At 43.3% G+C, this 24358-nt stretch carries 19 protein-coding genes, 1 rRNA gene and 1 pseudogene; 16 read left to right on the top strand and 5 right to left on the bottom strand.

Annotated elements, in window-relative coordinates:
* Window positions 1–126, top strand: a 23S ribosomal RNA gene (locus ACESTK_RS10390); the annotation flags it as partial.
* A gap of 201 nt (window positions 127–327) precedes the next feature.
* Window positions 328–2007 (top strand): AAA family ATPase, encoded by a 1680-nt coding sequence (locus tag ACESTK_RS10385; protein ID WP_215659910.1) that lies wholly within the window; start codon window positions 328–330, stop codon window positions 2005–2007.
* Window positions 2008–2050: 43 nt separating this feature from the next.
* Here ACESTK_RS10385 and ACESTK_RS10380 read toward each other — a convergent pair whose 3' ends face one another.
* A complete protein-coding gene (locus ACESTK_RS10380; RefSeq protein WP_148460988.1) occupies window positions 2051–2875 on the bottom strand; it encodes an RNA methyltransferase in 825 nt (274 codons plus the stop codon).
* A 544-nt stretch (window positions 2876–3419) separates the two neighbouring features.
* Between ACESTK_RS10380 and ACESTK_RS10375 the strand changes: the two genes are divergently transcribed.
* Window positions 3420–3854, top strand: a complete 435-nt coding sequence (locus tag ACESTK_RS10375) for an Rrf2 family transcriptional regulator (RefSeq protein WP_148460989.1) — start codon at window positions 3420–3422, stop codon at window positions 3852–3854.
* A gap of 377 nt (window positions 3855–4231) precedes the next feature.
* On the top strand, window positions 4232–4648 hold the full coding sequence (locus ACESTK_RS10370) for a hypothetical protein (RefSeq protein ID WP_270432017.1): 417 nt from the start codon (window positions 4232–4234) through the stop codon (window positions 4646–4648).
* A 72-nt stretch (window positions 4649–4720) separates the two neighbouring features.
* On the opposite strand, the gene ACESTK_RS10365 is transcribed toward ACESTK_RS10370, so the two are convergent.
* Window positions 4721–7612 carry a sensor histidine kinase gene (locus tag ACESTK_RS10365; protein ID WP_373119698.1) on the bottom strand — a complete coding sequence of 964 codons (2892 nt, stop codon included), beginning with the start codon at window positions 7610–7612 and terminating at the stop codon, window positions 4721–4723.
* Window positions 7613–7702: 90 nt separating this feature from the next.
* Window positions 7703–8398 (bottom strand): response regulator transcription factor, encoded by a 696-nt coding sequence (locus tag ACESTK_RS10360; RefSeq protein ID WP_373119696.1) that lies wholly within the window; start codon window positions 8396–8398, stop codon window positions 7703–7705.
* A 460-nt stretch (window positions 8399–8858) separates the two neighbouring features.
* Between ACESTK_RS10360 and ACESTK_RS10355 the strand changes: the two genes are divergently transcribed.
* The 4 genes from ACESTK_RS10355 to ACESTK_RS10340 all read left to right on the top strand — a co-directional run bounded on the left by ACESTK_RS10355 (window position 8859) and on the right by ACESTK_RS10340 (window position 13827).
* The gene (locus ACESTK_RS10355; RefSeq protein WP_204452547.1) at window positions 8859–10976 is read left to right on the top strand and encodes an EAL domain-containing protein; all 2118 of its coding nucleotides are present in this window, start codon (window positions 8859–8861) and stop codon (window positions 10974–10976) included.
* 133 nt (window positions 10977–11109) lie between these two features.
* Window positions 11110–11691, top strand: coding sequence for a TetR/AcrR family transcriptional regulator (locus ACESTK_RS10350; protein ID WP_173770092.1), 582 nt, complete (start codon window positions 11110–11112; stop codon window positions 11689–11691).
* Between the two features lie 165 nt (window positions 11692–11856).
* The gene (locus tag ACESTK_RS10345; protein WP_118582072.1) at window positions 11857–12441 is read left to right on the top strand and encodes an HdeD family acid-resistance protein; all 585 of its coding nucleotides are present in this window, start codon (window positions 11857–11859) and stop codon (window positions 12439–12441) included.
* Between the two features lie 12 nt (window positions 12442–12453).
* Window positions 12454–13827, top strand: a complete 1374-nt coding sequence (locus ACESTK_RS10340; RefSeq protein ID WP_118582075.1) for a radical SAM protein — start codon at window positions 12454–12456, stop codon at window positions 13825–13827.
* Between the two features lie 120 nt (window positions 13828–13947).
* On the opposite strand, the gene ACESTK_RS10335 is transcribed toward ACESTK_RS10340, so the two are convergent.
* Window positions 13948–14136 (bottom strand): hypothetical protein, encoded by a 189-nt coding sequence (locus ACESTK_RS10335; protein ID WP_118582078.1) that lies wholly within the window; start codon window positions 14134–14136, stop codon window positions 13948–13950.
* A gap of 326 nt (window positions 14137–14462) precedes the next feature.
* Here ACESTK_RS10335 and ACESTK_RS10330 point away from each other — a divergent pair, with 326 nt between their 5' ends.
* From ACESTK_RS10330 to ACESTK_RS10320, 3 genes are all read left to right on the top strand, one after another.
* Window positions 14463–15323, top strand: coding sequence for a class I SAM-dependent methyltransferase (locus ACESTK_RS10330; protein WP_173773551.1), 861 nt, complete (start codon window positions 14463–14465; stop codon window positions 15321–15323).
* Between the two features lie 267 nt (window positions 15324–15590).
* Window positions 15591–16871, top strand: coding sequence for an aminotransferase (locus ACESTK_RS10325; protein ID WP_173716845.1), 1281 nt, complete (start codon window positions 15591–15593; stop codon window positions 16869–16871).
* A 316-nt stretch (window positions 16872–17187) separates the two neighbouring features.
* Window positions 17188–18588, top strand: coding sequence for a peptidoglycan binding domain-containing protein (locus ACESTK_RS10320; protein WP_373119692.1), 1401 nt, complete (start codon window positions 17188–17190; stop codon window positions 18586–18588).
* Here the strand turns inward: ACESTK_RS10320 and ACESTK_RS10315 are convergent.
* Window positions 18589–18672, bottom strand: a pseudogene (locus ACESTK_RS10315) (DUF6783 domain-containing protein); the annotation flags it as partial.
* 112 nt (window positions 18673–18784) lie between these two features.
* Here ACESTK_RS10315 and ACESTK_RS10310 point away from each other — a divergent pair.
* The 5 genes from ACESTK_RS10310 to ACESTK_RS10290 all read left to right on the top strand — a co-directional run bounded on the left by ACESTK_RS10310 (window position 18785) and on the right by ACESTK_RS10290 (window position 24306).
* Window positions 18785–19819: a D-alanine--D-alanine ligase gene (locus ACESTK_RS10310; RefSeq protein WP_173770095.1), complete on the top strand. Its 1035-nt coding sequence runs from the start codon at window positions 18785–18787 to the stop codon at window positions 19817–19819.
* Between the two features lie 42 nt (window positions 19820–19861).
* Window positions 19862–21229, top strand: coding sequence for a UDP-N-acetylmuramoyl-tripeptide--D-alanyl-D-alanine ligase (murF, locus tag ACESTK_RS10305; protein WP_173770096.1), 1368 nt, complete (start codon window positions 19862–19864; stop codon window positions 21227–21229).
* 432 nt (window positions 21230–21661) lie between these two features.
* Window positions 21662–22300 (top strand): hypothetical protein, encoded by a 639-nt coding sequence (locus ACESTK_RS10300; protein WP_173716849.1) that lies wholly within the window; start codon window positions 21662–21664, stop codon window positions 22298–22300.
* A gap of 303 nt (window positions 22301–22603) precedes the next feature.
* Window positions 22604–23560 carry a D-2-hydroxyacid dehydrogenase gene (locus tag ACESTK_RS10295; RefSeq protein WP_173773548.1) on the top strand — a complete coding sequence of 319 codons (957 nt, stop codon included), beginning with the start codon at window positions 22604–22606 and terminating at the stop codon, window positions 23558–23560.
* 128 nt (window positions 23561–23688) lie between these two features.
* Complete coding sequence (locus tag ACESTK_RS10290; protein ID WP_173773547.1) at window positions 23689–24306, top strand: viroplasmin family protein; 618 nt, start codon at window positions 23689–23691, stop codon at window positions 24304–24306.
* Window positions 24307–24358: the final 52 nt, after the last annotated feature.

Raw genomic sequence — 24358 nt, 5'->3', positions numbered from 1 at the left:
CTCAAGATGAGATGTCCCATTCGAAAGAAGTAAACCCCCTTGAAGACGACGAGGTAGATAGGGCAGGGGTGGAAGTGTGGTAACACATGGAGCTGACTGTTACTAATAGGGTGAGGGCTTGACCAAGAAATGAGAAAGACGGCTGCAAAGCGGCTGCCGGACTCACGCAGAGGTAAAATGATTCCATTAGGATGTAACATGTATGTAGTTTTGAAGGTACAGTAAATGAGACGGTAACCATTTGGTTATCGTTTTTTTATTTGCTGAAACTATACTGCTGTGTTATCATGTTTATATAAAAAATATCTGTTTAGGAAGGAAGGGCATATGGGAAATCCTAATATTCCAGTAGGTATCTCTGATTTTAAAGAGATACGTGAGAATAATAACTATTATATTGATAAAAGCGGTTTCATATCTGAACTCCTAACCGATGGTGCAGCGAAAGTAACATTGATTACCAGACCGAGACGATTTGGGAAAACATTGGGCATGAGCATGCTCTACTATTTCTTTAATGTTCGAAATGAGAGTCAGAAATTATTCGAAGGGCTTGAAATTTCAAGAAATCACGAGCTTTGTGAAAAATGGTTGAATAAGTGGCCTACTATTTTTTTGACATTTAAAGATATAGATGGACTTGATTTTGCAAGTGCGTATGACCAGCTGGTATTTACCATCTCTGATTTGTATCAGAAATACAGTTTTTTGCTGGAAAGCGAAGAAATTGATGAAGAAGATCGTAAGCGCTTTAAACTTCTGAAATCTGGTGAGGGAAGCAAAATTTTGGTTATCAGATCTCTTAGTCTGCTTATGCGTCTGCTCGAGAATTATTACCATAAGCAGATGATTTTGCTTATAGATGAATATGACGTTCCTATAGCAAAAGCCAGCAGCAAAGGATATTACCAGCAAATGCTGGAAATTATCAGAGGTATGATGAGTACTGCATTAAAAGATAATACTTCATTGAAATTTGCTGTTATCACAGGCTGTTTGCAGATTGCAAAAGAGAGCATTTTTACAGGGACAAATAACTTTGTTACAGATACGATTGCAAATACCGGATTCAATGAATATTTCGGATTTACCCAGCAGGAGGTCAACAAAATCCTGGAAGATACAGGGACAGTGCAGTATGCAAAGCAGATGAAGGAATGGTACGATGGATATCATATGGGAGAAATTGATGTGTACTGCCCGTGGGATGTTATGAATTATTTGCGGGAACTTCAGAGAAATCCCAAAGCGCAGCCAGTCAGTTATTGGAAAAATACCAGTGACAACGCAATTATCCGCTCTTTCATCGATTTTGCAGGCAATAGCATTACGGACAAAATGGAAACATTGCTTTCTGGTGGATATATTCTTCAGGATATTGATGAGAACCTGACTTATGATTATTTGCATTCATCCGAAAGTAATCTTTGGAGTATTCTTTACATGACTGGTTATCTGACAGAAGCGCGGATTTCAGAAGGGAAAACTGCATTTTCACCGGATACCAAAGCATTAAAGATACCAAATGCGGAAATAAGAGAAATTTTTGAAACTACGGTAATGAAATGGTTTGCTGACAGTGTGAAAAAATGGAATCGAACAGCGATTTTTCAGGCTCTCTGGAATCAAAAACCAGAAATTATAACCAGAGAAATGAATCTATTGCTGTGGAATACCATCAGTTATCATGATTATAAAGAAGACTTCTATCATGCGTTTCTCACAGGCATTTTTATGGGAGCTGGTGAACAGATTGAATCGAACAAAGAGCATGGATTGGGAAGACCAGATCTTGTGATTATTGATAAAGCCAATGGAAAGGTAGCGATTTTCGAAGTAAAATATTCGCAAAGCATGAAACAGTTAAATAAAGATTGTGATAAAGCACTGGCGCAGATGAAAGAGAGAAAGTATGCAGAGGATTATAAGGACAGGTATAAAGATATCTTTTGTTATGGAATCTCATTTTATAAAAAGGAATGTCTGGTGAAAATGCTGGAGTCTTAGAACCTGTTTAAACACGCTCTGGAAAAGGTGAGGAAGCATTCCCTCACCTTTTTCCAAGTTCCCAGAAAGCCACAGCACTTGCGGCAGCTACATTCAGGGAATCCACTTCATGGGACATGGGGATTTTTACGGTGTAATCGCAGCCGGTGATGGTTGCATCCACCAGTCCGTCTCCTTCAGCTCCAAGGATAATCGCCAGTTTTTCTTCGGCTTGAAGGGCTGGGGCGTCAATGCTGATGGAATCGTTCCGAAGAGCCATTGCTACAGTTTTAAATCCGAGAGAGCGAAGCTGCTCCATTCCAGCTTCCGGCCAGGACACTTTTTTATGAAAATAAGTCCATGGAATCTGAAAAACAGTACCCATACTTACCCGGGTGGCTCTGCGGTAAAGAGGATCACAACAGCCTGGGGTGAGAAGAACCGCATCCATATGAAGCGCGGCAGCTGAACGAAAAATGGCTCCGATATTGGTTGGGTTCACTACATTTTCCAGAATGGCGATACGGCGGGCATTTTTGCAGATATCTTCCACAGAGGGAAGGTCCCGGCGAGTCATGGCACAAAGCATTCCACGGGTAAGTGCAAAGCCTGTAAGCTTTACAAGTACCTCATAATCTGCTGTATAAACCGGAATTCCCGGGAACTTTTGTAACAATTCTTTTCCTTCTTTTTCCAGATCCTTGTGTTGAACTAAAAAAGAAACCGGCTGATATCCGGCATTGGCCGCGCGTTGGATTACCTTTGGGCTTTCTGCGATAAAAAGTCCTGGTTTGGGCTCATAGAATCGTAGAAGCTGCACCTCCGGGATTCTGGCGTAAACATCCAGCTCTGGGGCAGTGAAATCTGTTATCTCAATTCGGTTACTCATTTCGTTTTCTCCTGTTTTTCAAGTGCTTTTTAAATGATACTTGTTTGATAAAGCATTTTATTATCAGCATTATTATAAGGGAAAGACAGGTAAATTGCGATTCTTTTTTCAGCATATTTCTGCAATCGACACGCCTCGCTTGGCGGTATATTTTGTCAAACACGCTCTAGCCCGGGAAAGGAAACGATATGAGAAAAATTAGAATTTTAGGGACTGCTGTTATTACTCGCCAATTGATGGGGAAAAGGATGTCACGTTTAAAATCATCCAGAATGATCAGGCAGTTGAAACTCTTGACAGCCTTATGACGACACAGCAGTTCCGGTAATTTATGAGGGAACATCAGAGAGTGAGAAAAAGTTCACATTGCGAACCAGCTTATCAGTTCGCGCAGCGGCTCATGCGCAGACGATAACTATTTCCGGAATACTGGATTATCTGCGAATAAAAAGGTAATTTCCTATTGAAATAATAGGAATTAGAAGGTATAATCTTCTGTAGAGTGATTTTGCATTTGCAGAATCACAGAGCAGGAGGGATGAAGATGAGAATATCCACTAAGGGTAGATATGCAATAAAGTTAATGCTTGATCTGGCTACCAATGACAATGGAGAGCCGATCCGGCTGAAAGATGTAGCACGTAGACAGGAAATTTCCGAGAAATATCTGGAGCAGATCATTTCTGTATTAAATAAGGCTGGATATGTGAAGAGTGTCCGCGGACCACAGGGCGGTTACTCCCTGCAGCGAAGACCAGAAGAGTACACAGTAGGCATGATCCTCAGACTGACAGAAGGCTGTCTGTCACCGGTAGACTGTGTCGCACCAGACGGAGGCGGCTGCGAGAAAGGTGATGCATGCGTCACACGTATCCTCTGGAAGAAGATTGATGATGCTATCAATGAAGTGGTAGATAATATTACATTAGGAGATCTTCTTGACTGGCAGGCTGCAAGCGCAGATGATTATGTAATTTAATTGTAACTATTCAGAAGGCAGTATTCCGCCAGGTGTTTTTTGTGAACGTAGTTCACAGAAAATCCGAGAATTGCGGCTCGAAATCATGCAAAGCATGATTTCTGTGCATCGCGGAGCGTGTAACTGTGAAGGTACTGAACAGTTACATTTAATTATAAAATGCATATTGAAAAGAAAAAAACATATGCTATAATGCCAATGGGCAAAGAGATGTGAAAAATCCATGTAGTTCAACTACAAACGAAAATCCCAGTGTTGCAGCACTGGGGTTTTCTATTCCCAATTTTTGATGGAATGTCCGCCGCATAAACACACCTGCCCTGCGTGAAGCGCTGTATGTAAAGTACGGTCTGGATCAGCCAGTAGCTGTCCAGTTTGTGAACTACGCAAAAAATATGTTAAAAGGTGATCTTGGTGTCAGCTACAATATTTCCAAGAACACTCCTATTTCCCAGATGATTCAGACAAGACTTCCAATTTCTATTGGAATCGGAGGACTTGCCGTTATCATCGGAGCGATAGTAGGACTGCTACTGGGACTATTGGCAGCCCTGAAACATAACACCATATGGGATTCGCTGGCCACGGTCATATCGGTAATCGGTGTGTCGGTGCCGTCTTACGTATTTGCTCTTGCTCTTAGCTACAGCCTTGGTTTCCGCCTCCAGTGGTTCCCGATGCTGTACAAAGCGAACAATGCAGGCATATCCAGTGTACTTCCAAGCATTGCTCTTTCCATGTTTACCATTGGAGAGTTTGAGAAATTTAAGAGTATGCCGAGACTGGAATATTAATTGCAAAACAGCAGCAGAAGTAAACAAATCGCTTACTCCTGCTGCTATTTTTATAGCTGCATATGATAAAAATCATCTCGCTTCCGGCTTGGGCTGAGCAGGGACTTCTGCGTCAGTGCACTTGGAATTCTGCGCCTGGAAGGTGATAGTCACTTTGAATAAATCCCCATCCAGGTAAAGCTGGAATTTGCCGCCCTGGAGCTCAGTAAGACTTTTGGCGATGCTAAGTCCAAGCCCGCTTCCCTCGGTGCCACGGGCTACGTCACCGCGGACGAAACGCTCGGTAAGTTCCTCGGCAGCGAAATTTAACGGCTGGGCGGAAATATTTTTCAGGGTGAAAACCACCTGACCGTGGGCGTTCATTACTTCCGCGTAAACCCGGGTGTCTTCCATGGCATATTTTGTTACATTTCCGAAAATATTTTCCAAAACACGCCACAGCCGCTGGCCATCCGCATAGATTACAGAAGGCTCATCTGGAAAATGTACTATCATGGTAAGATGGTGTTCTTCGAAACGCTCCTCGAACTCTCCGATTACCTGATGGAGCATTTCTACGAAATCAAGATTATTCATGTTCAGTGTCAGATTTCCGGTGCTGGCCTTGGAGGCTTCTACCACATCCTCTGTGAGTACCTTCAGCCGGGCTGCCTTGGCTTCCAGAATATCCAGATATTCCAGAACCTTAGGATCTGTAAAATTCTCACGTTTCAGAAGATCAATGTAGCTGATAATGGAAGTCAGCGGGGTCTTCAGATCGTGGGAAACGTTGGTGATCAGCTCGGTTTTCATTCGCTCATTTTTCACACTGTTTTCTACAGCTGCGTCAAGACCGCTTCCAATGTTATTAATATATTCTGCAATATGTTTATCATCGCCCCAAAGCCGTTCCAGAGGAATTTTATATTGCAGGTTTCCATTGGAAATTTCTCTCAGTCCTTTTATGATCTGTTCTCTGCTGCAGGCTTTTGTAATAACATATAGCAGTATCAAAAGATCAGCCAGACAGCTGAAGAAAAAGAACAGCTGCATGCTGCCAAGTAAGGGACCGCAGATTATATATTTGATGAAAAGAAAGCAAAGAAAAGCGAAGGTTGCTTTCAGTCTGGCAGCAGTGTTTCTGGAGTAGAGATTAGCAAGGGCGTGAAGCTTGTGACTGGCTGAATGAATCAGTCTGGAGGTCAGGACAAGAAGACGGCGCAGGATGCTGTTTTTCCAGAGCTGCTTTGCCTTGATCCGCCGTACCAGGCTAAGGTAGCCAATCTGGAACCAGAATAAAGTGTAAAGCCCCAGAATCATAAGCTTCAGCAACAGACTCACATCAAGGAGTGATGTGGCACGCAGTCTGTCAGTCTGATAGTCTGCAAAGGACAGGCATTGTAAAAGGAGTACCAGGACAGGAAACCATGCAAGCAGAATCAGTCCTGCAGAAAGCTCAGTTGGCCAGCGGTCAAAAAAGCAAAGGTGCAGCTTTTGGTCGCTGTTTTTTCTTCCGGCAATTGCTGTTAGCCATACAAACGCAGTCAGGAAAAGAAAGCCGCACAGCAGGAAGAAAAGAAATACCGGCTTCTGATATCTGGAATAGTTTTCAAAAAATGTTTTGTCAGTGGCAAAGGTATCGGAAACAGGAAATGTCTGATCCACATAGGCTGCAAAGATGAAATTGCTGTTTACTGCTGGCAGCAGGGAGTTTGCCACCTCCTTCCAGGAGTCGCAGGTAACATTGTTTCCGGGGAAAGTATTGTATTTCCTGAGCCCTGCCAGGTTGCTGGTAAATCCATCTGGTTGATATTGGATAAGAACATAGGAAATACCATTTATAGATTTTAAAAGATCTGTCAGTTTTGTGCAATAATCGATGGTGCCCCCCATATTGTCAGCTGTAGGATTTTCTATGGCTGAATCAGCGTGTGTTACACTGCGTTCCAAGGTATAGCCCAGCTGGGCTTCCAGCTCGCTGTCATTGGAAATAACCTGTCCGTTATCCTCGTTAATGTAAATGTAACTCATGTTGGAGTGACCCTGGGAATAATTTTTCAGAATCTGCTCCTGCTGGATATAAAAGTCAGTTCTGGAAAGAAGGCTGTAAAGAGATTCGAAAGCCTCATTTATGCGGTCGTTCCATTTGGCATTGGAATTTAGAACATCCAGAATGCTGTCTGCGCCTTGGGGCGGATAAGCCTCTGTTGGTTCATAATATCCATCATAGAGGGAGATGGAATCATAGAGCACTTTGCCGTCCCCGGATGTGATCTGAATGCCGGAAAGATCATCCATTACACCATATTGCATGTCGTTTTTGATGTCTTCGATAAGCTGTTTGAGATTTTCAGCGTAGGATGCTATTTCAGTTGCAGAGTCACTGAATCCGTAATACTCCATATCCACAGAAAAATCCAGCTCTCCACTGTCAATTTTTTCCAGAAAATCCTGAACATAATAATAATGCCGGGAAAGTGACTCGCCGGCAGAAGAAGCCTGGTGGCAGATCACAATGGGATTTCCACTGGAGGTATCAAAATCCTGCGCCCATTTTTCCAGGTCTGAAACTGAATAGGCCAGACCGGAGGTGTTTTGAAAAGAGATTTCTTCATCGTTGGCAATTTCATTAAGATCAACTACTTGGGATGCAGATGTCTGATTTAAAGAAGCGTGAGCCTCAGATGAGGCATTTTTGTCAGATGACTGGGAAGCTTCATTTTGGGCAAGGCCTTTCCAGGATACATTAGTATAGGGAAATGTAACAGAAATTCCGTACATCACGTCATAGGCTGCGTCGTAGAGGGTATTGGCAAATGCCGTGGAATCCAGATAATCTTTCCCGGAATCAGAAAGCCTCAGACCATGTGCCAAAGAGGTAATTAAAAATAAACCTAAGAAGATTACAGCTCCCAGAAAAATATATTGCAATAGGAGCAAAAGCCCTTTGATACCAGGGCTGCGGTGCCATTTTTTCTTTTCCATATGATTAACCCCTTTCTTGATAATGTGCTGCTTATCGTATTGGTAACGCCATTTGGCATATTCAATAGCGAATCTTTCAAATACTTTTAATCAAAGCTTTTCAATTTTATACCCAAGTCCCCAGACAACTTTTAAATACCTGGGCTCCTTGGGATTGATCTCAATCTTTTCCCGGATATGCCGGATATGCACGGCAATTGTGTTATCTGCCGCAATTGCTTCTTCATTCCAGATATTTTCATAAATTTGATTGATGGAAAATACCCGGCCCTGATTCTTTATGAGAAGAAGCAGAATATTATATTCAATTGGCGTAAGCTTCAGGGCTTCGCCATCCACCTGAACTTCTTTCTGATCGTCATTCACCGTCAGCCCGCCGGTTGTATAAATATGCTGACTTTCACAGGAAACTGCTGCACCCAGCTGGGTATATCTTCGAAGCTGGGAACGAACCCTGGCAATCAGCTCTAAAGGACTAAAGGGCTTGGTTACGTAATCGTCAGCTCCAACATTCAATCCAAGAATTTTATCTGCATCCTCGGACTTTGCTGAAAGAATAATAATAGGGAGAGAATGCTCCTCCCTGATTTTCAAAGTTGCCCTGATGCCATCCAGCTTCGGCATCATAACGTCGATGATCAACAGATCCACCTCATTTTTCTGTAAAATCAAAAGTGCCTGTTGTCCATCGTAAGCCTTTAGAATCTGGTGACCTTCCTGTTCCAGATAAATGCTGATGGCTTCTACAATATCTTTATCATCATCACATACAAGAATTGTTGCCATTTTCTTTTTCACCTCCCCTGTAATATATAAGGTATCAGACAAAATTTAAGATGAAAGGGGTAAAATCTTAAGATATTCTTATGAAAATATTGTACGTAAGCTTATGGATACACTGCACCGTATAAAAACGTACTTGTCCGATAAATATGAGTGTAAAAGAAAGCCACGCTAAATGCAACAATATTGTCGGCTTTTGTCAGCTTTTAGCTGCTCCACTCTTTTTTGAAAGTGAGCAATAGGGTCATCATACTGTTTTTCCAATTCATTCAGCCAGCCAATAGATTCTATTGTTTTCTGGCGGGAGCATTTCTTAGCTTTATTGTAATATGTGTCATTATGCCTAAAAAAAAACAGAAAAACTTTCGCGAGTTGACATGTTGCGTATTGAAAAGGAATAGCTTATAATATTTTTAATAGTTTTAATCTTTGGATTTACATTCAGAAATGGAAAAGGACGCGTATGAGACAGGAGAAGAGAACTGAGACAATTACATACATAGTAGATGAGTCATATCGAATTCAGTATATGAGTAAAGCACTGGCGAAACAGTTTTCGAATTTTGAGCCTGGCGAGATCTGTTATGAGAAGTTTCGGGGAAGAGAGAAGCCCTGTCGTAATTGCCCGTTGGCACATCCGAACCGGAAGACAGATTTATTCTATAATGAAGATCAGGGAAAATGGCTGAAAATCAATGCCGGAGAGGTCGAGTGGCCGGGAGCAAGGAACTGTCATGTGATTTTGGCAAAGGATATTTACGAGGAAGATATGGATAATCTTTGCCGTTTTGTAAATATGAAGAAGGAGATTATGGAGCGGAGAAACCCGGGCAAGACTGAGAAGAATAAGCTTACAGGCTTATTTGCCAGAAATCCTTTTTTTACACAGACAGAAACTTTTCTCAGAGTAAATGAAACTGCGGCAGGGAAATACTGTCTGGTAGCCATTGATATTGAACATTTTAAGCTTTTTAACGAATGGTATGGTCAGGTGGCAGGAGACAAGCTCCTGAGAGAAATCGGGGCGCATCTTAATAAAATGCGTCAGGAATTTGGCGGGATTGCCGGATATATGGGTGGGGATGACTTTGTAATTGTTCTTCCAAATGATGAAAAAGTTCTCGAAAATCTGAAATGCCGTATTACCGGATTTGTGCGTGCATACGGTGGACATACCGGATTCCTTCCTGCTTTTGGTTTTTATGTAATTGATGATATCAGTCTCAGTGCTTCACAGATGTATGACCGGGCAATTCTTGCGCAGGAGACAGTAAAGGGAAATTATGCTGTACGCTGTGCTTATTACAGCTCAGATATGAAGACACGCCTGGAGAATAATCATGTGCTCCTTGCTGAAGTGCAGGCCGGTCTGGAAAGAGATGAGTTTATCTACTATCTTCAGCCGAAATGTAATCTGAACACAGGTAAGATCGTCGGACTGGAATCTCTGGTGCGCTGGAAGCATCCTGAGAAGGGAATTGTGGCACCTGGATATTTTATTCCGGTTATGGAGAGTAACGGACTGATCACAGAACTGGACATGAAGGTGTGGGAGCAGGTTTGCCAGACGCTGCAGGACTGGATAAAAAGCGGACACAAGGTAATTCCTATTTCTGTCAATGTATCCAGTGTGGATATTTATGCAATTGATGTAGTAGAGCATTTTAAAAATCTGGTTCGCAAATATGGGCTTCCGCCGGAATATGTAGAGCTGGAGATTACAGAAAGTGCTTATGTAGAAGAATATAAGGTGATCACCGGTGTGGCAGAGGCACTGCGAAATGCAGGCTTTACCGTTCTGATGGATGATTTTGGAAGCGGATATTCTTCTTTGAATATGCTGAAGGATGTAAATGTAGACGTTCTGAAGATTGACATGAAGTTTCTGAAAATGGATGAGAATACCATGGACAAGGGAATGGGAATTCTTGAGGCTGTTACCAGAATGGCAAATATTATGGGACTTCGCATGATTGCAGAGGGAGTTGAGACGGAAGACCAGATCAACTATCTGCTGAATATGGGCTGTATTTATGGTCAGGGCTATTTCTTCTACAAGCCTCTTCCAGTCGAAGAAATAAAAATACTTCTCAATGACGAGAATAATGTGGATTACCGGGGGATTCAGGCACGAAAAATTGAGCATGTGCGTTTCAAGGATCTGTTTCAGTCTGAGCTGGCAAGTGACAGCATACTGAATAATATTCTTGGGCCAATTGCCATTTATGATGTATATTGTGACAATGTGGAATTGCTGCAGGTAAATGATAAATACTGTCTGCTGGTTGGACAGGATCCTGTGGATCTGGCAGAGAATGTTCAGGTCATGGAGGCAATACACCCGGAAGACAGGAAAAAAATGCAGAATATTTTCCAGCGGTCTTTCCAGAGACTGGCTGAAGGTGCAGAGGGAACTGTGCGCCGCAGAAGAGAAGACGGTCAGTATATATGGATAAATATCAAAGCATTTTTCCTGAGAGAACAGGATGGACATAAGATGTTTTATGGAGCTGTCCGGGACGTATCCGAAGAAATGAATCAGTTCCAGAAATTGATGATTTATCAAAACAAGGGAAATTAATGTAAATGCAAGGGCGCGTTGTCCTTGCATTTTAAATTGGTTTGTGGCATAATCTGTGATAATAACTTAACAAGCTGGAAACATAGCCGATTAGGCTTTTGTCCGGTTTCATTTCAAGATGACAGGTGAGAAAATGTCTGGTTTTACGAAAGAAATTATTATCAGGACTTTGTTTGAACTGCTTAATGAGAAACCTCTTGCGAAAATTACAGTGAAGGATATTGTGGAGCGCTGCGGTGTGAACCGGAATACTTTCTATTATCATTTCCGCGATATTTCTGATGTTGTGGAATCAGCTCTTCTTCGGGAAGTAGACAACGCTTTTGAACATCCGGTGGAAGTGGATTCTATGCTGGAATGCCTTGAGGTACTGGTGAAGCTGATCGGAGAGAACAAGAAGGCCATGCTCCATATTTACTGTTCCGTGCAGAGAGAAACGTTTACCAGTGCACTGGATAAAATGTGCCAGTATGTTATAAAGCAGTATATCGTACATAATTTTAAAGAAGAAATTATGGAAAAAGAAGATATGAAGGTGCTCATGCATTTTTATAAATGTGTAATGATCGGAGTGATTCTGGACTGGATGGATCACAGGATGTCTTATGATCTGACAGAATATGCAGAGAAGCTGCGTGAACTCTATGAAAATACTTTTGAGAAAACATTGGAAAAGGCGGCAGGAACCAAACCTGTTTATCTGAAAATCGTATAGGGAATTTGTAAATCTGCTTTTTTCCTCGGAAAATGGAAATGCGGTAAGCTTTTAGGCAAATATGGGATTGTGTCTGAATTTCAGACACAGTCCTTTTTTTGTCCGTTCCTTTTTGAAATTTATCTTACTATAATAAATCCATGAAAAGCAGAAAGGAGAATCAGAATGAATTCGTCAGGAACTTTGAAAATAGCACGAAATGGATATATAGTGATAGCAGTTGTTTTCTGTGCTTTGGGAATTTTTTTGATGGCTGTTCCGGAAAAAGCCGTGAAAATAATTTGTGTTCTTGCAGGAATTCTGTTTATTGCAGATGGAATTATAAAAATAATCGGATATTTTTCCAGAGATTTTTACTGTCTGGCTTTTCAATTTGACCTTGGCTTTGGAATTCTCATGATTGCAGTTGGAATTCTGATTCTGGTGAGAAGGGAAGCCATACTAAGACTGATTTTCGTGATTTTCGGTCTTGTGATTCTGACCGATGCATTGCTTCGGATCCAAATGTCAGTGGAAGCGAAAAAATTCGGTTTGAAGCTCTGGTGGGCAGTTTTGCTTATTGCAGTAGCAACCGGAATATTTGGAATGCTTCTTCTTGTTGATCCGGCAGGAGGTGCAAAGCTGACTGTGATTTTTACAGGCGTGGCATTTCTGCTGGAGGGAATACTGAAGCTTTGCGTGGTAGTATACACTGTGAAAATCCGTGAGAATGAAAATGTAGTCTGGGAAGATGAATTCAGAGAAATTTAAAGGAGGAGCATTATGAAACTGATTGATAAAGCAAAACAGGCCGCTATGGAAGGTGCTGTAACAAAAGCATTAGAATATCTGGAAAAGGATCCGGAGACAAACATTCCGAAGCTGATGGAGCTGGTAGATAAATTCACTCCGCAGGACTGGTATAAAGGTCAGAGAGATGCCATTCGTAATGCAATCCAGGACACAGACAGCAACTGGTATAAGCTGATCATGAACCTGTATCAGCTGGATCCAGGTGTTCGAAAAGTATTTTTCCAGAACTTTATTGTAAATGCCAGCTTAAAGGGAAGTGCAAGACAGGAAGAGGTTGCTGCACAGAACAATTGCAATGTTCCGTGGGCAATCCTTCTGGATCCTACAAGTGCCTGTAATCTGCATTGCACAGGATGCTGGGCAGCAGAGTATGGTCACAAGCTGAACCTGGATCTGGAGACCATTGACTCCATTATCAGACAGGGTAAAGAGCTTGGTGTTTACATGTATATTTATACCGGTGGTGAACCTACTGTACGTAAGAAGGATCTTATTAAACTTTGTGAGATGCATCCGGATTGTGAGTTCCTTTCCTTCTCAAACGGGACACTTTTCGATGAGGAATTCTGTGATGAAATCTTAAGAGTAAAGAACTTCGTTCCGGCATTCAGTCTGGAAGGTTCCGAGGAAGCCAACGACGGACGCCGTGGAGAGGGAATCTATCAGAAGGTTATGCATGCAATGAAACTGTTGAAGGACAGAGGTCTTCCATTTGGAGTTTCCACCTGCTATACAGGCATGAACGTAGACAGTGTAAGCAGTGAGGAATATTTTGACAAGCTGATTGACTGTGGTGCATTATTTGCATGGTTCTTCCATTACATGCCAGTTGGAAATGATGCTTCACCGGAGCTTCTTCTTACACCGGACCAGCGAGAAGAAATGTATCATGCAATTCGTAAATTCAGAAGCACAAAAGCAATCTTTACGCTGGATTTCCAGAATGATGCTGAATTTGTACATGGATGTATTGCAGGTGGAAGACATTATCTGCATATTAATGCAAATGGTGATGTGGAGCCTTGTGTATTCATCCATTATTCAAACTGCAATATCAAAGATACTTCTCTTCTGGACGCACTGAAGAGCCCGATTTTCCAGGCTTATCATGATAACCAGCCTTTCAACGAGAACATGCTTCGTCCATGTCCAATGCTGGAGAATCCGGAGATCCTGCGTAAATTAGTTGCAGAGACCGGCGCGAAATCCACTGATCTTCAGTCACCGGAGAGTGCAGAGCATCTTTGCGGCAAATGTGATAAATATGCAGCCTGCTGGAAAGAGAGAGCAGATCAGCTGTGGGATGAGAGACAGAAGGAAAAGGCAGAAAAAGCCAGATGCTGATAGTTTGCTGCAGGAATATGCAGAAAGAATGATTTCATAATAAAGTCTGAGTATAGTATGTCGCTTGAAACGGCATCTGTACTCAGACTTTTTTGTGCATGAGGAGAAAAAAACAGAGGACTAATAATTGTATGCACCCTCATAAGCATTGCAGCGCTCCTTGCGCTTCGACTGATTTTCGCAGCTGCTGCACCTGTCGCAGAATTCCTGTTCATAGCAGGTGGAACAGACGCAGCCCTTGCAGGCGTTGCGGTCGTAGGCGGAGGTACAGGTGTAAGGAAGTTTATTATCGGTAGTCTTTTCTGACATTTGAATCACGCTCCTTTTTAATGTGATTATAGTGCGAAAAAATATGTGGTTCAATGGGAAAAATCCGAAAAAAGTGAGGCAGATTTTTGGGCACTTTTTCAGGGAAGAAGATGAACAAAATTGACGTGGGTACAGTTTTCTGCTATCATAAATTTGTTCTTTGATATTAGGCGAAATGAAAGTCAGTTACATTGCGTTTGTGGCGATTCCCAGGGGTTGTCCGCATTCGTGCTATAAATGATTCATGATTTTACTTATACAGATATGATTCATGGATGACATTTAGGACTTTTGTGCGAAATAATAGAAAATGAGGTAAAAATAAAATGTGGATAGCAAATGGCTGGAAAGAATACGAAGTAATTGATACTTCCTGCGGCGAGAAACTGGAGAGATGGGGGAAATATCTCCTTGTCCGTCCGGATCCGCAGGTAATCTGGGATACACCGAAGACAGAGCCAGGATGGCGCAAGATGAACGCACACTATCACCGCAGCTCCAAGGGAGGCGGTGAATGGGAGTTCTTTGATCTGCCCCAGCAGTGGGATCTTCATTACAAGAATCTTACGTTCCATCTGAAACCATTCAGCTTCAAGCACACCGGTCTTTTCCCGGAGCAGGCAGCAAACTGGGACTGGTTTGGAGACAAGATCCGCAAGGCTGGCAGACCGATCAAGGTTCTGAATCTGTTTGCTTATACAGGTGGTGCAACTCTTGCGGCGGCAGCCGCAGGTGCATCCGTTACACACGTAGATGCCTCTAAGGGAATGGTTACCTGGGCGAAAGAGAATGCGGCAGCAAGTGGTCTTGCTGATGCACCAATCCGCTGGCTGGTAGATGACTGCGTGAAGTTTGTAGAGCGTGAAATCCGCCGGGGGAATCACTATGACGCAATTATCATGGATCCTCCGTCCTATGGAAGAGGACCAAAAGGCGAGATCTGGAAAATTGAGGATGCCATTCATCCCCTGGTGAAGCTTTGCACAAAGATTCTCAGCGATGATCCCCTGTTTTTCCTGATCAATTCCTACACCACCGGACTTGCTCCGGCTGTACTTACTTATATGCTGGCAACAGAGATGAAGAAGTATAAGGGACATGTAGATTCCCAGGAAATTGGTCTTCCGGTGAAGTCAAATGGGCTGGTATTGCCATGCGGTGCTTCTGGAAGATGGGAAGCGGTTTAAGTTACTGTTCACTGGTAACATTCCGCGAAGTGTTTTTTGTGAACAAAGTTCACAGAAAACCCGAGAGTTGCGGCGCGAAATCATGCAAAGCATGATTTCTGTGCATCGCGAAGCGTGTTACTGTGAACGAAGTGAACAGTAACCGGTTTAAGAGGGATTTTATATAAAATAGAGCCAAACACTTGACAACCGACAATTTAGCATACTAAAATGGAAAAGATATACGAGGAGGATACACCAAACAGGCAATTGCCGAAGGAGGAATTTATGAAAAAATATACCGAAATGAATCATGAAGAGCTTCTGGCACTGAAAAAAGAGCTGGACAAAGAATTTGAAGAGATCAAGGCACAGGGACTTGCCCTTGATATGTCAAGAGGAAAGCCAAGCAATGCACAGCTGGAACTTTCTATGGAAATGATGGACGTTCTGAAGGGCGATTCAGATCTGAAATGCGAGACTGGAGTAGATTGCCGTAACTACGGTGTGATCGACGGTATTCCGGAAGCCAAGCGTCTTCTTGGAGAAATGTCTGAGGTAGATCCGGAACACATTATCATATATGGAAATTCAAGCCTGAACGTTATGTTCGACAGTATCGCACGTTCCATGACTCAGGGTGTAATGGGAAATACTCCATGGTGCAAGCTTGACAAGGTGAAATTCCTCTGTCCGGTACCAGGTTATGACCGTCACTTCAAGATCACCGAATTTTTCGGAATCGAGATGATCAATGTTCCGATGACTCCACAGGGACCGGATATGGACATGGTAGAGAAGCTGGTAAGTGAAGATGCAGCAATCAAGGGAATCTGGTGTGTTCCGAAATACTCCAACCCACAGGGTTACACTTACTCCAAAGAAACCGTAGAGCGTTTTGCAAGACTGAAACCGGCAGCACCTGACTTCCGTATTTACTGGGATAATGCATACAGCATTCATCATCTCTATGATGATAATCAGGATTTCCTGGTTGAGATTCTTGGTGAGTGTGCAAAAGCTGGTAACCCTGATCTTGTTTATAAATTTACATCCACTTCCAAGGTAAGCTTCCCAGGCTCCGGAATTGCTGCCGTTGCAGCTTCCAAGGCAAACCTGGATGATTTCCGCAAATATATGCAGGTTCAGACCATCGGTCATGATAAACTGAACCAGCTCCGTCACGTAAGATTTTTCAAGGATCTTGACGGACTTCACGCCCACATGAGAAAACACGCAGATATCCTCCGCCCGAAATTCGAGCTGGTTCTGGATACGCTTGACAAAGAACTTTCCGGACTTGGAATCGGTGAGTGGACAAAGCCACACGGCGGATATTTCATCTCTTTTGATTCCCTGGATGGCTGTGCAAAGGCAATTGTAGCCAGAGCAAAAGAGGCTGGTGTTATCCTTACTGGCGCAGGTGCTACTTATCCATACGGCAAGGATCCGAAAGACTCCAACATCCGTATTGCACCATCCTTCCCTACACTTGAGGATCTTGGCAAAGCAGCACAGGTATTCGTACTTTGTGTGAAACTTGTCAGTGTAGAAAAACTTCTCGGCTAAAAGCGTGTTGCTGTGAACGGTAACCTTTCCGTAAAAGGTGAGCCGCTATTTTCAAACAGGCTCTGAAATCGGAAATTTGCGCATAGAATGTAACCATGCCAGATCAGGAAGAGTACCTGATCTGGCATATAAAAAGAGGCAGAGTAATCTACTGTTATCTGTGAACAGTAATCATCTGCTTTTTATTGTCTTTACCCGTCTGCATTTGGAAGATAGAAATAAATGCCGACTATGGAGTTTATTTCCTACATAAGGTTAAACAGAAGATGTGGTCGTGTAAAGGCAATAAGAATTCATCATAAGCAGGGAGGAATTTATGGCAAAAAATAAGGAAAAAGCAGGCGCAGGAAGAACGATTGTTATTTTACTTGTGGTTTTGCTGCTGCTTCTTACAGCAGGAGCCTATGGATATGGCGTGTACTACTTTTCCAGTCATTTTCTTCCAGGATCTATGGTAAATGGCTTTAATTGTTCCTATATGGCTTCAGAAGATACCGAGGACCTTCTGAACCAGCGTGTAGGCGCTTATGTTCTTGCTGTGGAGACCATGAAAAACGGTCAGGAAGCAATTTCTGCCCAGGATGTGGGGCTTTCCTATGTGTCTACTGGAATTGTGAAGCAGTTGATCAAAGATCAGGACCGTTTTACCTGGTTTCTTGCTTTTAACCAGGATAAGAATTATGATATTTCAGAATCCCTCAGCTATAATGTGGAGCTCATGGGGCAGGCTGTTGATAATCTGAAATGCATGCAGCCAGAGAATGTAGTCCAGCCTGTGGATGCCCAGATCCAGGATACCGGAGATACTTTTGAAATCATTCCGGAAGTAATGGGAAATGCTCTGGATCGCACTAAGACGGAGGAAGTGATTTCCGCAGCCATGCTCCGGGGAAAAACTTCTGTAAATCTGGAGAACGAGAGCTGCTACCGGAAGCCTTCGGTATACAGCACAGATGAACAGCTGAAAGCCAATTGTGAAAAAATGAACCAGCTTGTCAAGGTAATCATAACTTATGACTTTGCTGATCGTACTGAGACTGTGGACCGTACCCTGATCAAGAACTGGTTCGGTTATGATGAGGCTGGCAATGTGATCCTGGATGAAAACCTGGTGCGGCAGTATGTGGCAGACCTTGGGCTGAAATATGATACCATGGGACAGACCAGGACATTTCTGACTTATGATAATCGCCAGGTGGAAATTAAAGGCGGCGATTACGGCTGGGTGATCGATCAGGACGAAGAAGTAAAAGCGCTGATCGCTGCTATCGAAAGCGGTGTTACGCAGGTGCGTGAGCCTGTTTATCTGTATTCAGGCTATAGTCGCGGAACCAATGATATTGGTTCCACCTACGTGGAGATAGATCTGACAAACCAGCGTCTTGTTTTTTACCAGAAGGGAACTCCGATCGTGGACACACCCATTGTAAGCGGAAATCCGGATATAGAAGGCTGTGGCACTCCTACAGGCTGTTATGCACTGGATGCCAAGGAATCTCCGGCTGTGCTTACAGGAGAGGATTACGAGGCAAATGTGACTTACTGGATGCCTTTTGCAGGAAATGTGGGAATTCACGACGCTTCCTGGCGGTCTGAGTTTGGAGGAAATCTTTATCTGTGGGAAGGCTCCCATGGATGTGTAAATGTTCCATATGACAAGGCGGCCGAGATTTATGCAAATATTGAGGTTGGCATGCCGGTGGTTGTGTATGAGTAACTATTCAGTAGAGAATATTCCGCGAGGTGTTTTGGGAAAACTAGAGTCTGTTTGAAAAATCATTTCCGCAATCTGCACGCCCCACGGAAAATCAGCGCGAAATCATGCGAATGCATGATTTCTGTGCATGGCAAAGCGTGTAACTGTGAAGGAACTGAACAGTTACGTTTACGAACAAAAAAGGAGATATAAGATTATGAAGATAGTAGTTTTGGCTGGAGGAACCAGTACGGAGAGAGAGATTTCCATTGTATCCGGTACCGGAATCTGCGGTGCACTGCGCCAGAAAGGTCATGAGGCAATACTTGTAGATATTTTCTGTGGAGTTGAGAATGTAGACTGGGAGAATCCTTTCCCGGCTGAATATGATGTGGAAAAAGCAGCAGAGTATATGAGCAGCTTCAATCCGCAGATCAAGGAGATGGAGAAAAAACGCAGAAGCTTTTTCGGACCAAATGTTCTGGAACTTTGTGAAAAATGTGACATTGTGTTCCTTGGACTTCACGGCGCAAATGGTGAGGATGGCAAGGTGCAGGCTGCATTTGACTTGATGGGAATCCGTTATACAGGAACCGGTTATCTCAGCAGCGCCATGGCAATGGATAAGCGTATCACCAAGGAAGTTTTCCTGATGAACCATGTTCCTACCCCAGGCGGATTTACCATGACAAGAGACAATCTGGAGAAAGACATTGCTAAGCATGGACTGGAATTCCCGGTAGTTGTAAAAACAAGCTGCGGCGGTTCCAGCGTAGGTGTTTATATTGTAAATGATCAGAAAGAATACGAAGAGGCTCTTACAGATGCATGCCAGTATGGCGCGGATATTGTTGTGGAGGAGTATATCAAAGGCCGTGAATTTTCTGTTGCAGTTGTAGATGACAAAGCATATCCGATTATTGAAATTGCACCGATCCAGGGCTTCTATGATTATAAGAATAAATACCAGGCTGGCTCTACTGTAGAGACCTGCCCGGCTGAGATTTCTCCGGAGCTCACAGCAAAAATGCAGGAGAATGCAGTGAAGGCAGCGAAAGCACTGGGACTTACTGGCTACAGCCGTCTGGATTTCATGATGAAAGAGAACGGAGATATGTACTGTCTGGAAGCAAATACCCTTCCGGGAATGACTCCTACCAGTCTGATTCCTCAGGAGGCGAAGGTACTGGGAATGGATTATCCGACGCTTTGCGAGGAACTGATCCGGATTTCTTTAAAGAAGTACGAATAATATACCGAATATTTATATTACATATAAAAAGGATTAAATAAAATGAAAAATATTACCCTGGAAAACCTGACCAAGGTCTGCGGCGGTGTTTATTCCGGACCGTCTGACAAGCTGGAGCAGGAGGTTTCCTCTATTACAACAGACAGCCGGAAAGCAGAGGCCGGAACCTTATTTGTTCCCATCGTAGGCGAACGTGTAGATGCCCATAAATTTATTCCCCAGGTGATGGAGGCAGGTGCGCTTGCTACCTTATCTGAGAGAATCCTGGAGAATGCTGATTTCCCATATATCAAGGTAGAATCTTCCCTTCAGGCTGTAAAGGACATTGCAGAATTTTACCTGCAGCAGCTTCAGATTCCGGTTGTTGGAATTACCGGAAGTGTGGGAAAAACAAGTACAAAAGAGGTAATTGCCTCTGTCCTGAAAGAGAAATACCGTACCCTGAAAACACAGGGAAACTTTAACAATGAGTTAGGTCTTCCACTCACCGTATTCCGCCTTCGTGACGAGGATGAGATCGCAGTTCTGGAAATGGGAATCAGCGATTTTGGTGAGATGACCCGACTTGCGAAGATTGCAAGACCCGATACCTGTGTGATCACGAATATTGGCACCTGCCATCTGGAGAACCTGGGTGACAGAGACGGTGTGTTGAAAGCGAAAACCGAAATTTTTAAATATCTGAAAAAAGATGGACATATTGTATTAAACGGTGACGATGATAAGCTTTGCACTGTGAAAGAATATGAAGGAATTAAGCCTGTATTCTTCGGTATGGAGTCAGATAAGGATATTTATGCGGATGAGATCGTGAGCAGAGGGTTGAAAGGCATGACCTGCCGCATTCACGTAGGTGAGGAGTCTTTTACAACGGACATCCCAATGCCTGGCCGTCATATGGTATACAATGCCCTGGCAGCAACTGCAGTTGGTCGTATTTACGGACTGACGCTGGAGCAGATCCGTCATGGAATTGAGACTCTGGAAGCCATCAGCGGCAGATTCCACATGATCGAGACAGACCGTTTCCTTATCGTAGACGATTGTTATAATGCCAACCCAATGTCCATGAAAGCATCACTGGATGTGCTGAAAGATGGTGCTGGCAGAAGAGTGGCAATCTTAGGCGACATGGGAGAGCTTGGAGAGAATGAAGTTCAGCTTCACGCAGAGGTAGGCGAGCATGCAGCCCAGTGTGGAATTGACGTTTGCATCTGCACCGGCCCTCTTTCCGCAAACATTGCGAAGATGGCGAGAAAGAACCCGGAGCTTATCGTTATAGAAGAACCGGACCGTGACAGCCTTTTGTCCCATCTGTCTGATTATGTGCAGACCGGTGATACCATTTTGGTAAAGGCGTCTCACTTTATGCAATTTGAGAAAGTGGTAGCTGCATTGCAGGAAATGTAGGGAAGATAATGTATTGCCCTTTAAGCAGACTCTGTAGATATAATCAGAATCTGTTTAAGGGGCATTTACATTTATTTCCGCGATATATTTGACTTATAGCGCGAAAAATCAATGCTATTCCGCAATATATCATACTTATTCCGCAATAAATCAAAAACTAATTGATATATTGCGGAAAGTCTTTATATAAGTGATCATAAAATAGGAAAATATGCAGAGAAACCACAGGATAAGCGGGATTCACCGAGAATTTGACGAACGATTTATGTTTCATACAGAACAGGACAGCGGTATAATGTTCGTAAAAGGTTACTGTTTATTGGCAATGTTCCGCCAGGTATTTTTTGAAATCAGGTTCATACAAAAAAAGAGAACTGCGGTGCAAAGATATTGAACAGTTTCCCAATTTGAAAGAAAGCATGGGAGGACATTATGCTGGAGAAAATTATGGATCTGCAGATATTGCTCTACAGTATGGCGGCCCTTGGGACCCTTGGAGCAATTGGAATGCTGACGACAAACCTCACCTACAGAAGAATGCTGAAAAGTACCGGAAGCAAAAACACAGGCACGAAAAACACCCAAGGAGCAGGCAGCAGTCAGCGGATCAGCCTGAAGGAAAAATGGCTGAGACTTTGGAAAACACGGGACAGGCTTCTTCACAGAATGAATCGGCTGGTGTGGTATCCGGCACTTTTGTCCACTGTGATTCTTGGCTGTGCCATCTATTTTTCCAAGACGTTAAGGATAGAAGAGGGACTTCCTCTGACTTATCTGTATGTGGGCGCCACTGTACCGGTGGTGTTATTGCTTTTACGTCAGGCGTTGGATTTTTCTTACAAAGAAGAGCTGGTGATGGATACGTTGGCAGATTATGTGGAGCAGATGAGAAGCTGGACAGAAGAGATTCCAGCCGCGAAAAAAGCGGACCCTGTTTTACAGGAAGAAATCGTGGATAAGATTACCAGTAGCATCAAGCAGACAGCTGCTTCCGGAAGTCATTTCAGTAAGATGCTGACTCCTGAGGAAGAGAAGATTATGAGGGAAATTATCCGGGAATTTATGGCTTGACAATTACAGAATGGTAGATGAGGGCGCAAGCACTATCAGCCTTGCGCTCTTGTATTTTGGGGATTATTGTTTTCCCCATTTACAGCAACACGCTGCGCAAACTTAATTCTCGGGGGTTCTGTGAACTTTGTTCACAAAAAACACCTCGCAGAACATCACCAGTGAATAATAACAGGATAGTAACACTTATTGTACATTTTATAGTTTGGGATTGCATTTTCCCGGAGAAAACGGTATTTTATAAAACAGATGAGGAAACGCACGACTATATAAGTGAGCACAGAAGAAAGCGAGGAGCACATTATGAAAATTGTAATTCTGGAAGCAGACAGCCTGGGACAGGATATGGTATTTACTCCATTTGAGGCACTGGGCGAAGTAGTAATATATCGAAGTACAACAGCAGATGAAATGGAAGAAAAGACAAAAGACGCAGATGTGATCGTGGCCAACAAGGTTCCAATCTGCGAGTCTACCATTGGAAAAGCACAGAACCTGAAGCTGGTCTGCCTGACCGCAACAGGCTTTAACAACCTGAATGGAGACTATCTGAAAAAGAGGGGAATTGCAGCTTACAATGTTGCCGGATACTCTACAAACGGAGTGGCACAGCATACCTTCGCTCTTCTTTTCTATATTCTGGAAAAAATGAATTATTACGACAATTACGTAAAATCCGGAGAATATGCAAGAGGAACCTGTTTCTCCCATTTCGGACAGAATTTCTTCGAGCTGGATGGAAAAACCTGGGGAATTATCGGTCTTGGCGCAATTGGAAACAGGGTGGCGCAGATTGCCAAGGCATTTGGCTGCCATATTATCTGCTATTCCGCTTCCGGGAAGAAATACAATACAGAATATGAACAGGTAAGCCTGGATGAGCTTCTTTCCCGCTCTGATATTCTTTCCGTCCATGCACCGCTGAACGGGTACACGGAGAATCTGATGACACTGGAAAAATTCCGCAAGATGAAGAAATCCGCTATTTTCCTGAATCTTGCGCGAGGCGCCATTGTAAATGAGCCAGATTTGTATACAGCTCTTACCGAAGGCTCCATTGCAGGTGCAGGCCTTGATGTTCTTTGCAAAGAGCCAATGAATCCGGAGAATCCGCTTCTTAAGATCCAGGACAGCAATAAACTGATCATTACTCCGCATATTGCATGGGCTGCGAAAGAGACCAGATTCCGCGTAGTGGATGAAGTGGTGAAAAACATTCAGCGGTTCCAACGTGACGACAGGACAAACAGGGTATATTAAAGTTTCGGGCCAGGGATAGATTAGAGTGTGTTGTGGACATGCTCTAATCTATTATTGAAGATAAGAAACAGTTTCGTTATAATTAAAGAAAAAGTGTTTGAGAATGTCTGATACAGAAGGGAGACTACATGGCAAAGAAATACTATGCAGTAAGAACAGGCAGAAAAACAGGTGTATTTATGACCTGGGCAGAGTGTCAGAAACAGGTCACGGGATTTTCGGGAGCAGAATTTAAGAGCTTTCCCACTATGGAAGAGGCACAGGCATTTGCCGGTGTGAGTGCAGAGGGCATCCCGGATACACTTTCTAGGGCAGAAAAACCTGCGTCAGACCAGGTGATTGCCTACGTAGATGGCAGTTACCGCTCTGACACCGGCGAATTTTCCTACGGAATGGTCATCCTGAAGGATGGAGAAGAGCACACATTCTGCGAAAAAATGACAGACAAAGAGCTGGCACTGATGCATAATGTAGCAGGAGAAATCAAAGGCTCCGAAGTGGCAATGCAGTATGCTGTGGATCATAATATTCCGGAAATCACCATTTACCATGATTATGAAGGCATTGCCAAATGGTGCACCGGTGCCTGGAAAGCTACCAAACCCGGAACAATTGCGTATCAGGCCTTTTACCGGGAAGCCGTGAAGAAAGTAAAAGTCCATTTTGTAAAAGTAAAAGGACACTCCAACGACAAATACAACGATATGGCTGACCAGCTTGCCAAAAAAGCTCTCGGAATCCTGTAGCGGATCCGGGAGCTTTTGTAATCTGTGCGCCGCATATATTTTGTCTGAACTT

The organism is Ruminococcus sp. Marseille-P328 (genome assembly GCF_964249465.1).
GTDB classification, from domain to species: Bacteria; Bacillota; Clostridia; order Lachnospirales; family Lachnospiraceae; genus Blautia_A; species Blautia_A faecis.
Note: the sequence above shows the minus strand (reverse complement) of the source record. Positions and strands in the feature narration are given on the sequence as shown.